This window comes from Chryseobacterium sp. SIMBA_028 (assembly GCF_046535285.1).
GTDB lineage: Bacteria > Bacteroidota > Bacteroidia > Flavobacteriales > Weeksellaceae > Chryseobacterium.
On record NZ_JAWRWZ010000003.1, the window covers coordinates 306,805 to 323,402 of the forward strand.

16 protein-coding genes are annotated in these 16,598 nt (G+C 35.8%); 9 read left to right on the forward strand and 7 right to left on the reverse strand.

From position 1 onward, the window contains the following. Positions 1-84: 84 nt before the first annotated feature. On the reverse strand, positions 85-2,106 hold the full coding sequence (gene ftsH, locus SCA31_RS05675; RefSeq protein ID WP_410695901.1) for an ATP-dependent zinc metalloprotease FtsH: 2,022 nt from the start codon (positions 2,104-2,106) through the stop codon (positions 85-87). A gap of 17 nt (positions 2,107-2,123) precedes the next feature. Next, entirely contained in the window at positions 2,124-2,492 is a 369-nt protein-coding gene (gene rsfS / locus SCA31_RS05680; RefSeq protein ID WP_076353097.1) for a ribosome silencing factor, read from the reverse strand. Between the two features lie 87 nt (positions 2,493-2,579). Between rsfS and SCA31_RS05685 the strand changes: the two genes are divergently transcribed. Beyond that, entirely contained in the window at positions 2,580-3,293 is a 714-nt protein-coding gene (locus SCA31_RS05685) for a biotin--[acetyl-CoA-carboxylase] ligase (protein WP_410695903.1), read from the forward strand. Here the strand turns inward: SCA31_RS05685 and SCA31_RS05690 are convergent. From SCA31_RS05690 to SCA31_RS05705, 4 genes are all read right to left on the reverse strand, one after another. Next, positions 3,287-4,399, reverse strand: coding sequence for an LptF/LptG family permease (locus SCA31_RS05690; protein WP_076353095.1), 1,113 nt, complete (start codon positions 4,397-4,399; stop codon positions 3,287-3,289). The genes SCA31_RS05685 and SCA31_RS05690 overlap by 7 nt on opposite strands. A gap of 7 nt (positions 4,400-4,406) precedes the next feature. Further along, the gene (tgt, locus tag SCA31_RS05695; protein ID WP_410695904.1) at positions 4,407-5,537 is read right to left on the reverse strand and encodes a tRNA guanosine(34) transglycosylase Tgt; all 1,131 of its coding nucleotides are present in this window, start codon (positions 5,535-5,537) and stop codon (positions 4,407-4,409) included. A gap of 70 nt (positions 5,538-5,607) precedes the next feature. Further along, positions 5,608-6,000 (reverse strand): DUF4296 domain-containing protein, encoded by a 393-nt coding sequence (locus tag SCA31_RS05700; RefSeq protein WP_410695906.1) that lies wholly within the window; start codon positions 5,998-6,000, stop codon positions 5,608-5,610. After that, positions 5,997-6,713, reverse strand: a complete 717-nt coding sequence (locus SCA31_RS05705; RefSeq protein ID WP_410695908.1) for a polyprenol monophosphomannose synthase — start codon at positions 6,711-6,713, stop codon at positions 5,997-5,999. Before SCA31_RS05705 ends, SCA31_RS05700 begins: the two co-directional genes overlap by 4 nt. 295 nt (positions 6,714-7,008) lie before the next feature. Between SCA31_RS05705 and SCA31_RS05710 the strand changes: the two genes are divergently transcribed. The 7 genes from SCA31_RS05710 to SCA31_RS05740 all read left to right on the forward strand — a co-directional run bounded on the left by SCA31_RS05710 (position 7,009) and on the right by SCA31_RS05740 (position 14,121). Further along, positions 7,009-7,620: a DUF4271 domain-containing protein gene (locus tag SCA31_RS05710; RefSeq protein ID WP_410695976.1), complete on the forward strand. Its 612-nt coding sequence runs from the start codon at positions 7,009-7,011 to the stop codon at positions 7,618-7,620. Positions 7,621-7,632: 12 nt separating this feature from the next. After that, the gene (locus tag SCA31_RS05715; RefSeq protein ID WP_410695978.1) at positions 7,633-8,373 is read left to right on the forward strand and encodes a uroporphyrinogen-III synthase; all 741 of its coding nucleotides are present in this window, start codon (positions 7,633-7,635) and stop codon (positions 8,371-8,373) included. Positions 8,374-8,532: 159 nt separating this feature from the next. Next, positions 8,533-10,575: a S9 family peptidase gene (locus SCA31_RS05720; protein WP_410695909.1), complete on the forward strand. Its 2,043-nt coding sequence runs from the start codon at positions 8,533-8,535 to the stop codon at positions 10,573-10,575. 102 nt (positions 10,576-10,677) lie between these two features. Then, a complete protein-coding gene (locus SCA31_RS05725) occupies positions 10,678-11,016 on the forward strand; it encodes a hypothetical protein (protein WP_076353091.1) in 339 nt (112 codons plus the stop codon). A 547-nt stretch (positions 11,017-11,563) separates the two neighbouring features. Then, positions 11,564-12,451, forward strand: coding sequence for a hypothetical protein (locus tag SCA31_RS05730; RefSeq protein WP_410695911.1), 888 nt, complete (start codon positions 11,564-11,566; stop codon positions 12,449-12,451). Position 12,452: 1 nt separating this feature from the next. Further along, positions 12,453-13,292 (forward strand): hypothetical protein, encoded by an 840-nt coding sequence (locus SCA31_RS05735; RefSeq protein WP_410695913.1) that lies wholly within the window; start codon positions 12,453-12,455, stop codon positions 13,290-13,292. Between the two features lies 1 nt (position 13,293). After that, positions 13,294-14,121, forward strand: a complete 828-nt coding sequence (locus SCA31_RS05740) for a hypothetical protein (protein ID WP_410695915.1) — start codon at positions 13,294-13,296, stop codon at positions 14,119-14,121. Positions 14,122-14,233: 112 nt separating this feature from the next. Here SCA31_RS05740 and SCA31_RS05745 read toward each other — a convergent pair whose 3' ends face one another. Beyond that, positions 14,234-14,725 (reverse strand): SRPBCC family protein, encoded by a 492-nt coding sequence (locus SCA31_RS05745; protein WP_410695916.1) that lies wholly within the window; start codon positions 14,723-14,725, stop codon positions 14,234-14,236. 200 nt (positions 14,726-14,925) lie between these two features. Between SCA31_RS05745 and SCA31_RS05750 the strand changes: the two genes are divergently transcribed. After that, complete coding sequence (locus SCA31_RS05750) at positions 14,926-16,470, forward strand: sensor histidine kinase (protein ID WP_410695917.1); 1,545 nt, start codon at positions 14,926-14,928, stop codon at positions 16,468-16,470. Positions 16,471-16,598: the final 128 nt, after the last annotated feature.

Genomic DNA, 16,598 nt, shown 5'->3' on the forward strand with positions numbered 1-16,598 from the left:
TAGATTCCAAAATATCTCTTTAAATATGAAAAAACCTGACAATTTTGAAGTTGTCAGGTTTTAAATTATTCTATTTTTAGAGTATTAAAGCTGTGTTGGGCTTTCTGGAGCCTGCATTTCACTTTCTTCCTCTTTTTCTTTTATCTGAGGTGTTTCCAATACTACAGGTTCCACTTTTTCAGGAATAGTATTAGTAACTGGCTTCTCTGTCAATTCAGGATCCCATGCTCTCTTTCCGAAAATATCCTCTAGATCTTCACGGAAGATAACTTCTTTTTCTAAAAGCTTATTCGCTAAAGCATCAAGTTTATCCTTATTTTCTGTAAGAATTCTTACAGCTCTCTCGTATTGATTTTCAATGATTGCTTTAATCTCCACATCAATTTTAGTAGCTGTTTCTTCAGAATAAGGTTTTCCAAAATTATATTCAGACTGACCTGAACTATCGTAGTAAGAAATATTACCGATATTCGGGCTTAACCCATAGATGGTAACCATTGCCTGAGCTCTCTTCGTTACAGTTTCTAAGTCAGAAAGTGCTCCTGTTGAAATATTATTGAAGATTACCTGCTCTGCTGCTCTACCTCCTAAGGTCGCACACATTTCATCCAACATCTGCTCTGTAGTGGTAAGCTGTCTTTCTTCCGGAAGATACCATGCAGCTCCTAGAGAACGTCCTCTTGGAACAATTGTTACTTTCAGAAGTGGAGATGCATGTTCTACCAACCAAGAGATGGTAGCATGACCGGCTTCATGATAAGCCACTCTTCTTTTTTCAGACGGCTTAATTGCCATGTTTTTCTTTTCAAGACCACCGATGATTCTGTCTACAGCATCAAGGAAATCTTGTTTTGTAACAGAGGTATGATTGTATCTTGCTGCAATTAATGCTGCTTCATTACAAACGTTAGCAATGTCTGCTCCACTAAATCCTGGAGTTTGTTTTGCCAAGAAGTCTCTGTCAACATTATCATCAAGCTTGATTTTCTTTAAATGAACATCAAAAATATCTTTTCTTTCATGCAATTCCGGAAGGTCCACATAAATGGAACGATCGAAACGTCCTGCTCTCATCAAAGCTTTATCAAGGATATCAGCTCTGTTGGTTGCAGCCATTACAATAACATTCACATCTGTTCCGAAACCATCCATTTCAGTAAGAAGCTGGTTCAACGTATTTTCTCTTTCGTCGTTTCCGCCAGAGAAATTATTTTTCCCTCTTGCACGTCCGATAGCATCAATCTCATCGATAAAAATAATTGCAGGAGATTTTGCTTTTGCCTGAGCAAAAAGATCTCTTACTCTTGAAGCACCTACCCCAACGAACATTTCCACAAAATCAGATCCTGAAAGGGAGAAGAAAGGAACCTTAGCTTCACCTGCAACAGCTTTTGCCAATAAGGTCTTACCTGTTCCCGGAGGGCCTACCAAAAGTACACCTTTAGGAATTTTACCTCCCAGTTTTGTGTATTTTTCAGAGTTCTTCAAGAAATCTACAACTTCCTGTACTTCTTCTTTTGCTCCCTCTAATCCAGCAACATCCTTAAATGTTACCTGAATTCTTTCTTTTTCATCAAAAAGCTTAGCCTTTGATTTTCCGATCGAGAAGATTTGTCCACCAGGACCTCCGCCACCTCCCATCTTTCTGAAAAGAAGGAAATAGAACAGTCCTAAAATAGCAATCCAGATCAATGCAGACACAAGAATATCTGCGAATGGGCTTTTACCCGTTCCATAATCCTTGGCTGTTTTAATAGCTGGATTAGTCGCTTTAACCTGTTCAAATTTTTGAAGGAAAAGCTGAAGATCTCCGTATTTCACAGAGTAATCTGCTTTAGGAGCCATTTCAAATGCTGAAAGTGGATTGTTTTCCTTTGCGGTTTTAGAAACCATAGCTGATTTTGCTTCTTTGGTAAGAAAAACATCAGCTTTTTCTATGTCTTTGTATATAATTATATTTTGGACTTTCCCCGCCTGCATTTCTCTAAAGAAACCATCTTCATCAATAGATTTTGCAGTATCTCCTCCTAGAAAATTGGAGCCAAAGAATAGCAAAAGAGCTATGATTGCAATAGGAAAGAACCAGTTGAATCCTTTATTATTCATTTATACTTTTTAAGATTTTAAAATTCATTTTCAATTTTGGTAATGACTGCGTCATTCCAAAGCTCTTCTATATCGTAGTACTCACGTACATCTTTTTGAAATATATGAACGACTACTGAAACATAATCCATTAGTACCCACATTGCATTTTCCGTTCCCTCTACATGCCAAGGTCTATCTTTCAAGTCATTTCTTACTTTCTTCTCTACACCTCCAGCCAATGCTGCCACTTGTGTATTTGAGTTTCCGCTACATATTACGAACGTTTCCGCCACTGAGTTTTCAATTTTTGAAAGATCGAAGATCATAATATCTTCTGCCTTTATATCTTGAAGCGCTTCAACGATTTTATCTATTAGTGCTTGTTTTTCTGCTGTTTTATTCATTAAAAATATACTATAATCTGCAAATTTATTGTTTTTTCTTTACTTTAACCTTACTTTTACCCCCTTAATGTCTTAAAGTTTTCTTAAATGAGTCAACTATTCTACCTGAAAGAATGTTCTTCTACTAATGACGAAATATCAAAGTTTTTACTTTATGAAAATTCAGATTTTATTGGACTTCATACTTTCAATCAAACAAAAGGCCGTGGACAGTATGGAAATGTATGGACTCAAACTGCCGGAAAAAACCTGGCGTATACGCTGGCAGTGAATACTCACAACATTCTGTGCTCCGACTTTATATTCAATTATTATACCGCAATTATTGTCAGGGATTACCTGGCCAATTTGGCTGATTATGACGTAAAAATCAAGTGGCCGAATGATATTATCCTTAAAGGTAAAAAAATCGTTGGGATTTTGATTGAAAAGAAAAAAATTAATCAAAATAATTATTTCATCATTGGAACCGGCATCAACGTTCTTCAGGATAAATTTGAAGCAATATCTAACGCAGGTTCACTCCTAACGCAGACTGGGCAGCAATTTGATCTTGAAGAGCTTACTCTGAACTTTCATGAGTTTCTGTGTGAAAAATTAAAAAACATTCCTTCCGATCAGAAAATTCTGGAAGACTTCAACAAGAACCTTTTCAGAAAAGACATCATATCAGTCTTTGAAATCGAAAAAGAACGCCAAAATGGCATCATCCGAAATGCAGATGACAAAGGTGAGCTTTGGATTGAACTGGAAAACGGGATTCGCTCTTTCTATCATAAAGAAGTAAAACTTCTTTACTGATTTGCTCTTTTGATATAAAGATAAAGGGTAAGAGGAAGAAAAACCAGATTCGGCAACCACATTGCCAAGGCCGGAGATAAACTTTTATTTTCTGACACTACTTTCAATGCTTCAAAGGAGAATACAAAGAGAAAGGCCAGTGAAATCCCTATCGCAAGGTTGATCCCCAGTCCGCCTCTTTTCTTTTGGGAAGAAAGTGATAGTGCTAAAAAGGTAAGAATAATGATGGAAACAGGCATGGAGGTTCTTTGGTGAAGCTCGTTCAGATAAGAATTCAGATTACTGTTTCCTCTTGCTTTTTCTCTTTCAATAAATTTCAACAGCTCAGGCGTAGTTTTATTCTGTCCTAAAAGCTCGTTTGGGAAAAGTTCTTCCGGTGAATGTCCGTAGTTTTTTCTAAGCTCTATTCCACTACCTAACTTTTCGGTATTGTCTTTATTGATGGTTTTTTCAAGATAGTTATTTAAAACAAATTGTTTTTTTGTGTTATCCCAATATACATCGCCAGCTTTCAACTCATACACCATTCTTCTGTCTTTGTCAAACTTCTGATAAACAAAGCTGGATCCCCTTTTTTCTCTTTTATTCCAGGAATCTACGAAGATATATTCTGTTTTACTAAGCTGTGAAGAAGCGGGAGCTGTCCCCAGGATCTTTTCTTTATTGGCTGCGTTATAGGTGTAAGCCTCTAACTCATTTTTTTTGATATTGGCCCAAGGAAGGACCATATGATAGACCAGCATTGCAACTAATGCAATCAGGATTGAAGTATAAAGATAAGGTTTTGAAAACCGATGAAAACTGGCTCCACTACTAATAATGGCTACAATTTCCGTATTATTGGCCATTCTGGAGGTGAAGTAAATAACGGTTATAAACACCAGAATGGAAAGGAATGTCACGACAAGGTTAACGATCCAGAAAGGGTAAAAATGAATCAGGAAATACACCAGATCAAGCTTTGGATCAAGTGCCTTTGCATTTTCTATCCTTGGGATCTTTTGTTGTACATCGATGACAAGTACCACTATAGACAATAGCACGAGCATGAAACTAAAAGTTCCAAGATATTTTTTAATGATATATCTGTCTACAATTTTAAGCATAATTCTTTTACAGTCTTTGTCTAAGAACCGGTACTACAGATTTTTTCCATTCGTAGAAATCTCCAGCAAGGATGTGCTCTCTTGCAACCTTAACCAAGTCAAGATAAAATGCAAGATTATGAATTGAAGCAATCTGTTTTGCCAGATATTCTTTGGATACAAATAAGTGACGAAGATACGCTTTTGAATATTCTCTGTCTACAAAGCTGGTTCCAAACTCGTCAAGAGGCGAAAAATCACGCTTCCACTTTTCGTTTTTAAGGTTCATCACCCCCTGCCAAGTGAAAAGCATCGCGTTTCTAGCGTTTCTTGTAGGCATTACGCAATCCATCATATCAATACCTAACCCAATAGATTCCAAAATATTCCATGGTGTTCCTACTCCCATTAGATATCTTGGTTTTTCTTTTGGAAGAATATCGGTCACTTCATCCGTAATTCTGTACATTTCTTCTTCCGGTTCACCTACTGAAAGTCCTCCTATGGCATTTCCTTCAGCTCCAGCTTCAGAAATCACCTCTGCAGATATTTTTCTTAGATCAGAATAGGTAGATCCCTGTACAATAGGGAAAAGTCTTTGTTTGTGACCGTATAATTCGGGATTATCATTGGTCCAATCGATGCATCTTTTCAACCAACGGTGTGTAAGTTCCATTGATGATTTAGCCTGGTTATATTCACAAGGATAAGGTGTACATTCATCAAAAGCCATGAAAATGTCTGCTCCGATCTGCCTTTGGATTTCCATAGATCTTTCCGGAGAAAACATATGATAGCTTCCGTCAATATGAGACTTGAACCTAGCCCCCTCCTCTGTCATTTTTCTGTTACTTGCCAATGAAAAAACCTGAAAACCTCCTGAGTCTGTAAGAATTGGAAGATCCCAGTTCATGAATTTATGCAGACCTCCTGCATCCTGCATGGTTTCCATACCGGGACGAAGGTAAAGGTGATAGGTATTACCCAAAATAATCTGGGCCTTAATGTCTTCTTTTAATTCTCTCTGATGAACTGTTTTTACACTAGCAACGGTTCCCACCGGCATAAAAATAGGAGTTTGAATCTTTCCGTGATCAGTAGTAATCTCCCCTGCCCTTGCTTTTCCCTCAGAGGTTTTTTCTATATTAAAAAATTTCATTCGTATACTTTTTTAGTTCACCGCCATCAGCGATTAATCATTGTTCGGGCAGAACCCTCTTCATCATAACTTATTTTACGAAAGGCGTAATCAGTCCTCCATTCTGCTTTTTCTTGTCCTCAATATATTTTTTTGCTTTGGGATCTTTCTTCAGCAAAATTTCCTGGGCATCATTCGCTATCCCCTCCATTTCTTCTTTAATTACATAGTATTTAAAGCTTTCCGTGAAATCATCAGGTTTTACATTGTGGGCTTTCAAAACGAATCTTGTGCCGGCCTCCATGTTTTTATCCTGATACATAAATATTGCCTGATCATTGATCGTAAGATCAACGAGGATATCCGTCATCACATCCTTATCAACAAGATTTTTAGGCTTATCGATATAATCACTGCATGAAAACAGTCCCAGTAGAACAAAAATAAAGATCAGTTGTTTCATCGTGGTCATGCTTAGTTTCATAATCTATTGATGATTGATTTCCATTTTAAGTTTAATACGCCAAATACAGCCTCATGGATAATCCCACCATTCATTTTGCTTTCTCCTAAAATCCTGTTGGTAAATATAATAGGAACTTCTACAATTTTAAAGCCTTTTTTGTAGGCCCTGAACTTCATCTCTATCTGAAACCCATATCCTTTCAATCTCACATTATTTAGTCCAATCTCTTCCAGTACTTTTCTTGAAAAGCATACAAAACCGGCTGTAGTATCATGAATAGGAAGTCCCAAAATAAACCTTACATACTTTGAAGCAAAATAGGAAAGTAACACTCTCCCCATTGGCCAATTTACCACATTCACTCCTTTTGAATAACGGGAACCAACAGCCATATCCGCATTCTTGCAGGCTTCAAAAAGTTTAGGTAAGTCATTCGGATTGTGTGAAAAATCGGCATCCATTTCAAAAATGTAGTCATATTTGTTTTCTATGGCCCATGTAAATCCATGAATATATGCCTTTCCCAAACCATCTTTAATATGTCTTATCGACAGATGAAGATAGTGTGGGTATTTCTTCTGCAATTCTTTTACAACTTCCGCTGTTCCATCTGGAGAAGAATCATCCACCACTAAAATATGAAAGTCATCCTCCAATGCAAAAACCGCGGAAATAATATTTTCAATATTTTCCTTTTCGTTATACGTTGGGATAATGACGAGTTTTTTCATTTCAGTTTGCAAAGATAGTTTATTTAACCTTTTTATTTTATACAAAATAATCTATAATTTTGCAAAAATATTTCTCACAGATTATATGATGATGCTAAGACTTTATAAAATAGTCTAAGTACCCCATACAATTGATAAGGAAATATACTTTAACATAAATACCACGGATGAAGCGATAAAGAAAATCCATGCCAAGTTGTGTTATTGATCGTTAAATAAAAATAAAAAAACTTAAGATTTGCCATCATCACAAGACTTCATCAATCACGTAAGGATCCCTGAGAATAATGACTGGGTGGTCTTTATATTAATAGGCTGTATATTTCTATATGTTTTTATGATGAACATTATAGAAAGGGATGCAAGCCTTAAAGATTTTTTGCTTCAAAAATATTTTGACGCCAGTAATAACCTACCGAGCTGGATTATCACCTCATGTGTGATTACGCTCACCCTATCTGTGCTCATTTCACAATATATCCCTATAGTACCGAAATATATCGCAAACCTTCAGGTTTTGGGGTATCAGCTTAATAAATTTGGTTATACCCTACTTGTGGTCCTCTTTTTTTATGTGATGAGATCAGCATTGGGCTTTTTATTTTACCAAAGTATAGGAGATGGAAAAAAATGGTCTATTTTTTATTTTACCTCCACAAAATTTTATTTTATCCTGTCTTTTTTGTTGATAATTTTGTGCATAACCCATTATTACTTCCCTATTGACAGAAATAAAATATTTTCATACTATTTCTTCTTCTTTTCTTTTGTATTCATTTTCAAAGTTTTTTTCTATTTATTTCACAAGAACAAGATTCTTCCTGAGAAATGGTATTATAAATTTTTGTATATTTGCACGCTCCAAATCGCACCATTATTACTGCTTTGGAAGTTGTTATTTTTTTAATAAATGTCAATGATGAGAATAAAGTCTATATTGGTTTCTCAACCAGCGCCTAGTGAGTCTTCTCCATATTTGGATATAGCGAAGAAAGAAAAAATAAAGATTGATTTCCGTCCATTTATCCACGTCGAAGGGGTTGACAATAAAGAGCTCAGAACACAGAAAATAGATCTGACGCAATATACTGGAATCATTTTTACCAGTAAAAACGCGATTGACCATTACTTCAGACTAGCAGAAGAACTGCGCTTTGCAGTTCCGGATACGATGAGATACATATGTCAGTCGGAAGCAATAGCCAACTACCTTCAGAAGCACATTGTGTACAGAAAAAGAAAAATCAGTTTTGGGGAGAAAAACTTCGCAGACCTGCTTCCTCTTTTTAAAAAGTTTCCTACTGAAAAATATCTGTTGCCATCTTCAGATGTTTTAAGTCCGGATATTGTAAAAACTTTAGATTCTGCAAATGTAGAATGGACAAGAGCAATCATGTACCGTACTGTATGCAGCGATCTGACGGATATCACCATTAAGGATTATGACATGTTGATCTTCTTCAGCCCGCAAGGAATTAAGTCTCTACAGCAGAATTTCCCAGACTTTAAGCAGGATGAAACAAAGATCGGGGTTTTCGGAAACACGACTCTGGCTGCTGCTGAAGAAGCAGGAATAAAGGTAGATCTAATGGCTCCTACAAAAGAAACACCATCCATGACAATGGCACTGGAAAAGTATATTAAAGCGCTTCATAAGTAGCCTTTAATACAAAAATAAACTCAACCATCTTTTCAATAAAGGAAAGATGGTTTTTTTTTACCTAAATTTGAACAAGAATTAACATTGAATGAAATGTCCATGCAAAAACATTTTCAAAAAAAGAAAATTGCGTAGGTCATTAAAAATTAAAATATCCGGATGAAAGCTCCACAGGCAAAAAAAATAGAAAAAATACTAGAAACTCACGGCGACAGAAGAATAGACAACTACTTCTGGCTTAATGAAAGGGAAAACCCCGAAGTTATCAAATATCTTGAAGAAGAAAATGCTTACGAAGAATTCATTATGAAAGACACGGAAGAACTTCAGGAACAACTTTTTGAGGAAATGAAGGCTCGTTATAAAAAAGATGATGAATCTCTTCCTTATATCTTTAATGAATATTGGTACATTGTACGCTACGAAGAGGGTAAGGAATACCCTATCTTCTGCAGAAAATATAAAAGTCTGGATAACCCGGAAGAAATTGTACTTGATGTAAATCTCTTAGCTGAAGGTGAGGAATTCTTTGAGGTTGGCAGTGTAGCTGTAAGCCCCAATAATGAACTGGCTTCTTTTTCTTCAGACAATGTAGGCAGAAGAATCTATACTTTAAACTTCAAGAATTTAAAAACCGGTGAAATTCTTCAGGACAAAATAGAGAATACGACAGGAAAAGCGGTTTGGGCTAATGATAACCAACATGTTTTTTATATCAGAAAGGATAAAAGTCTTCGTGCATTCCAGGTTTACAGACACCAACTGGGAACAGATTCATCTGAGGATGTCCTGATCTTCCATGAGAAAGATGAAACATTTGACGTAAACGTCTTTAAAACAAAATCCCTACAATATATTTTCATTGCAAGCTCCAGTACGATCTCTGACGAGCATCACTTCATTCCTTCTGACAATGTATTTGCAGACTGGAAGGTGATTCAGCCAAGAATAGATGATCTTGAATATTCTGTAGAACATTATGAAGATGAATTCTATATCATTACCAATGCTGATGATGCTACGAACTTTAAAATAGTAAAAACAAAAATTGATCACTGTGGCATGGAAAATTGGGTGGATGTAATCCCTCACCGTGCAGAAGTTTTATTGGAAGGCTTTGAAATCTTTAGAGATTATTTAGTTCTTGAGGAAAGAGAAAAGGGACTGTTACAAATCAAGATTATTGATGAAAAAACGCAGGATTCTCACTATTTGCCATTTTCTGACCCTACTTACACTACTTATATCGGAATCAACTTGGAATTTGATACTGAGGTTTTACGTTATGGCTATACCTCATTAACACAGCCAAGCTCTACTTATGAGTACAATATGAAAGACAACACTACAGAACTTCTTAAACAACAGGAAGTTTTAGATGGAAACTTCATTCCTGAAAACTATATTTCCGAAAGAATATGGGCAGATTCCAGAGACGGAAAAACAAAGGTTCCCATTTCTCTTGTCTATCATAAGGACACAAAGAAATCTGCTGATACACCGCTTCTTTTATACGGATATGGAAGTTACGGACATACTGTAGATGCAAGTTTCTCCAATGTAAGATTATCAATTCTGGATCGTGGGTTCATCTATGCTATTGCTCACATCCGAGGTGGAGAATATCTAGGTAGAGAATGGTATGAAGATGGAAAAATGCTGTTCAAGAAAAATACGTTCTTCGACTTTATTGATGCAGGAAAACACTTAATAAAGGAGAACTATACGTCTTCTAAACATCTATATGCAATGGGAGGAAGTGCAGGAGGCCTACTGGTGGGAGCCGTTGTGAATTACGAGCCACAACTATTCAACGGAATTGTAGCACAAGTTCCTTTTGTAGATGTTGTTAGCACCATGTTGGATGATACAATTCCTTTAACAACCGGAGAATATGATGAGTGGGGAAATCCAAATGATAAAGAGTATTATCATTATATGAAAGACTATTCACCTTATGATAATGTAGAAGCCAAAGATTATCCGCATATGCTGATCACTACAGGATTCCACGATTCTCAGGTACAATATTGGGAGCCCGCAAAATGGACTGCCAAATTGAGAGAGGTGAAAACAGATCATCATATTTTAGTCTTCAAAACAGACATGAGCTCAGGACACGGAGGTGCGAGCGGAAGGTTTGAATCATTGAAGGAAGATGCACTGGAGTATGCATTTCTTTTGAAGATTGATAAGGAATAATTTTGTGTTCCCCCTCCATTAAACTCTAAAAATGAGGAAAATAAAAAGAAAATAATAATTTATAAAAATATTGTCATTATAAAAAATGGCTGATATCATCATATGAACGAATCTGAATATTGGAAAAAAATAGAACAGTTCTTCGAAGACAACTTTCAGACAGAGAAGAATCCTCCCATTGAAACGCTTTTGTTTCTAATAGGATTACAAGAACTGGGAAGCGGGCAACAAAAATATACAAAGGAAGATAAAGTAAATCTGATTCATATTGCAGTATGCAGGTTGCTTGAACCCTTTGGGTATTATAAATTCACTCACTATGAAGATGGGTGGCCACAGTTCGAAAAAATGGAAGAACTTCCTGAACTAAGGCCTAATGAGCAGAGCTTGCTTATGAAAAAGGCGATTATTCAATATTTTCAGGAGGAAGAATTAATTTAACCTGGAAAAGTAGTAATTTAAATATTTGATAATAAAACAGGGTAATAATTATCAAAATAACCCCAAATAAAAGTGTTTTATTGACACAATAGAGATAAGCAAGAACTTATCTCTATTTTTTTTAAACAAAATTAAATGATCAATTAAAAATATTATTTAAAAAATAAATTAGAGTTCAAAATTTAAACCAATTCATTACCAAACTATTATCATTTTATTTTCTAAAGATTAAATGCCACACCTATAATATTTCACAATTTGATAGGTTGATACCACATTAGATTTGTACTTTAGTGAGGTCCATACCACGTTCTTTTGATCAGGTACTATGATCAATTTCCCTCAGAATATTATGGTTAATTTCTTCAGGCTTTTTAATCATAAGTTTGAAAAAAATACAACAAATGATAAATCCAGTTCAGACCCGAACCTGGAGAGATAAAATTTTGAATAAAAACCACAAAAAACTAAAAACTGAAAAAACTATGTATTTCGATAAAAATTCTTCTGGATAAAACAGACTAAAATTTAAATAGAAATCAAAACCATGAAAAAAATCAGCACTTCTTTGATGTTGCTCCTTGTCAACTTGGCTTTTTCACAAGTAGGAATTTCAAAAAATCCAACCGCAGAAATTCACAACAAAGCCATTCTACAGGTAGATGGAAAATATGAAAGGAAAAGTCTCGGCATGATGCTTCCTGAAGTTTCTGCACCAGAAAATCTTCCGTTGTACACTTCATCGACTTCTGATCCTGAAATGACAGGAATGATGATGTTCGAAAAAACACATGCTACATTTTACTCTTATGACGGGGCTAAATGGAATAATGAACCTACCGCTGCAGACTTCAAGATGAAACAGTCCAGATTTTTATCTACAGCAGACGAAGAAACCAGCGTGGTATGTGTTCTTCTTGGATGCGGTAGACATGTAGGAATTGGATTTAGCGCTCCGGTAGACGGACAACAATCTTATAACAATCTTAATATCACAAGAGAAACCGCGGTGGTACCTGGAGGGGGAATTTATGGTAATAAAAGCTTTGACAATGCTAAGTTTATCGTGAATGAAGCAGGTGTTTATGACATTTATTTAAATGTACCGTCAAAAACCGGAGGAGCCGTTTCATTAACAAGCGGGCCACAATATCAACTAAGAGCTTACCTGAAGCAAAGTGATGGAAGCCACAGTGAAGTTAAATTGACCACTTTCTTTCCTGATTATTATGGTATTCTTGGAATAGGTGGAGATACCAATACAGCGGCATTTACGACCACCAGAATTCGTCTAAATCCGGGGGATTATATTGTTTCCAGAATACATTCTCCTTTGGCAACAGTATCTGTAGTGGTTACGCTGACTGCAGCAGCCAATACAAAGATTGCCCAATATTATCCAAGAGAAATAATGTTCACCAAAGTAAGTGATTAAAATGATTAAAAAAGTTATTACACTCAACGTTTTTATATTAACAGCTATGGGATATCTTGGATATGCCCAGGTAAAAATAGGCCACAGACCTGAAACTGTTCACCCACGAGCTGCCCTACAGGTAGAACATAATACAAAGGGAATAATGCTTCCAGTTGTTGAAAACCATACCGAGCTCCCCAATTACAATGCTGCACATCCGGATTTATACGAGAATAATCCTACAGACAATGGATTGATATTTTATAGCAAGGAAATAAAGGATGCTGTAAAGTACGATGGTTACAGATGGATTGCAGCCACAGAAAGAAGTATTAAAAATTATAAAAACCTAAGTATCCTAGGATCAAGTTCCTCTGACCAAACCGTAGCCAATGTACTGGGAATTACAGGACGCCCTACCTTACCATTTAATATTTTAAATGATTTTGACCGAAATAATATAAATAATTTAGGATTAACGGTCAATGCCAATGGAGAAATCACCATTCCTGCAAGCGGATTTTACAGAATTAACCCCTCCGTTAAAACGAGCAGCGCAGGAGGTCTTTCTGTAGGAAATGCGGCTACTATTGTATCTCTTCAGGCTCTTTATATAAATGCCGTGGGAGAAGGATGGCAAAAAATTCATGAAAACAGCTTTTTACTGTATGGACTGCTGGTAACCGGGGGAAGTTCAAATTCAACAAACAGCTTTTCTACTACCAAATATCTGCATGCAGGAGATCAAATCCGTTTGAGAGCTGGTATTCAGGCAGACACCGGATTAAACGTGGGAACAGGTGTTACGTTTAAAATGAGCGATAAGGATACCTATTTATATATAGAAAAATTGAACTAAAATGATGAAAAAAATATACATCACCGCACTTATGGTTTGGGCCGCTACAGCTTTCTCTCAAGTCACTCTTGGCAGTGCAGCCAGCCCAAGCACCAACTCTATGTTTAGTGTTGTAAATAATGAGGACAATTCAGCCAAATCCAAAGGAATGATGATCCCAACAGTAAACAATGAAACAGAATTGCCTTTATACAACGGCAGTGAATCTGATCACTTTAGCAATGATCCTACCATGCAGGGAATGATCATGTATAGAAAAGACATTCAACGAGTAGTCGTTTACGATGGTGAAAAATGGAAGCCTACTTTTTATGAAAACGGCGGAAGAACAACCCGAGCCAGCATGAACCCTGCTACACCGGAAAATAATTTTCCTTCTGTAGCCTGTATACTTATTGGTTGTGGGGAAAAAGACGTCCCTTTCGGGTTTTACAACAATACGTTGGATGGAGATCATCTGGGTATTATTGATCCACAAGGAACGGTGAACAGCAATTTTAATAACTTTACATTCAAAGAATCAGGATTTTACAAGGTTTTGATCAGTTTAAAGGTAAAAACTTCGGGAATCCACGTAAGTCCGCCCGTTATTTCATTCAGAGCCCTAAAAAATGGCAGTGTACTTGCCAGAAATGATGTATCCTTGAACGAAGCCATTTTAATTACTGCCGGAGCCAACAGAGTTGGAACTATGGAGTTTTTGGCAATGTTTGACAAGGGAGACCAGCTTAAGGTTCAGGTTTCAGGAGGCGTTTCAATCCTTACCGTTGCCGATGTCTATAAAATAGTTCCCACAGATGGAACCTTCATCAGCATTGAGAAATTATAAATTGATGTTAAAATAAGAAATAGCAAAACATTTTTATTCCATATTTTAATAAATAGAGTGTTCCTATGGGAACACTCTATTTTATTAGTACAAAATTAACTTACTATTTTTTCTAATGATTATCTAAAATTTCCTCCAATTGATTCAATCCCATTTTAAGCCCCTCTTCAAACCCCATTTCCAACATTTTTTTCATTATTTCCTGAGATTGATAATGAATGTTAATCGTTATTTTTGTTCCCTCTTCTACTCCTGTAAATCCGACCAGCCACTTTGACCCTGAAAAATCTTCATTCACATTTCCTTTTTCATCACAAAAGGCACTTGTCCAATCCACGCTTCTATGTTCCATAATTTCGCCATATTTAAATTGAGCATAAGCTTTTTCTCCGCTCGGACCCACCATTGAATAGAGCCAAATACCTCCTTCTTTAAAATTCTGATTTAAAGTTTCACATCTCCATGGCCTGGGTCCCCACCATTGATCTAGTAATTCGGATTGGGTAAAATAGCTCCATACCGTTGAAACATCAGCGCTGTAAACTTTCATTACATAAACGCTATTCGAGTCAAAATCTTTGTTGAAAATGATATTAGATTCCATAACTAATTATTTTTAATAAAGTTAAGTCTTTATTTATAGAAAGGACTTTTCATATGACAAGTAAACAATAATTCATAAATAATTGTTAAAAAACACTCTTTTAAGAAAAAAAACATAATTTTTTGGCTCGTTTTTTGTTTACGTAGTCTTAAAACAATTAATTTTAACATTCATTTTTCCAAAACATATATAATTAAATAATGAATAACAAATTCATCCCAATAATTTCGGTGTTTATGACAATTTCACTGATTGTCTTTGTAACGCTCCAATTTTATTGGCTGAAAGGCTATTACGGTGTACTGGAACAGGATTTTTCAAATAAGGTGTATGCTGTTTTGGAAAGTACTTCAAAAAGTATTGAAGAAATTGAAGCTGAAAAATATTTAAATCAGGATTATAAAAATTTCAGAAATAATATTCTTGCCAACAGTAAACAGCCTTCTTTAACCACCATCCAACAGGTTGAAGACTCCGGAACCCAAAGACAGATTATTTACTCCAAGAACATTATTGAAAAAACACAGCTTCCTATCTCTAAAAAAGGGGATTCTATAAAGCTGACTACTTTATATACGGATGAAGCTGCCTACAAAATAAAGAGAGATACCACCAACCGTGAACTTCTTACTACGGATATCAACCAGGATATAGAAACGGGTGATTATTCCATGAAAGAGTTTGTAAAGGTTTACGGAAACAATCTTCCTATCACTAAAAGAGTTGACGCTACTGTTCTCGATTCCGTCATCACCAAAGAATTGAGAATAAGAGGGATTACCGCAAAATTCGGATACGGAGTCCTTGACAGAAATAGCAAATTAACAAGCATTGTTAATAAAGCCTATAAGGAGAAAAAAGATAGTAATACCTATAGCTTTCCTCTCTTTACAGACAAGAAAAACACATTATACAGTCTTGCATTGGTATTCCCTAAAAAGGAATATTCTTTGGCGATGAACAACTGGCCCATGTTATTGGGGACTTTCCTTTCTTTACTTACCATTCTTGGAATCTATATCATTTCGATCAATTATATGATGAGGCAGAAAAAGCTTGCTGAAGTGAAGACGGATTTTATCAATAACATGTCTCATGAATTCAAAACACCATTGGCAACTATTTCCGTAGCAACAGATTCTCTGGCTAATGATAAGATTGCAACCAATCCGGATAAAGTAAAATATTATTCAGAATTGATCAAGCAGGAAAACCTAAGAATGAAAAAGCAGGTTGAAAATGTTCTGAACATGTCCAAGCTTGAAAGAAATGAGGTAGAATTATTCCTAAGAGAAACCAATGTAAGGGAATTGATTAAGAGAACAACGGAATCCTTTAATCTTATTGTACAGCAGAGAAATGGTTCTTTAACCCAAGAATTTAATGCGACTCATTATAATTTTAAGATCGATGAATTCCACATCTCGAATATGTTGGTCAACCTACTGGATAATGCCAACAAGTATTCTCCGGAAGCTCCTGAAATTCATGTAGAGACAAGAAACGAAGGGCATTGGTACATCATCGAGATCTCAGACAAAGGAATGGGGATGGAGACCCAAAATAAAACAAAGATCTTTGAAAAATTCTTCAGGGAAGAAACAGGAAATATACATAATGTAAAAGGACAGGGCTTAGGTCTTTCCTACGTTAAAAAGATTGTAGAACTCCATAAGGGGCAAATAATAGTAGAATCTAATAAAGGACAGGGAAGCACATTTACGATAAAGCTTCCCATGAGCTAAAAATAAAAGGATCAATGGTAATGAAACACTATACATCATTGATTAATTATAAAATAAAAACCAAAAACAAAATATAAGAAGAGAGAGTGAGAAAGTTCATTCTTAATTGTTAATTATTAATTATTAAA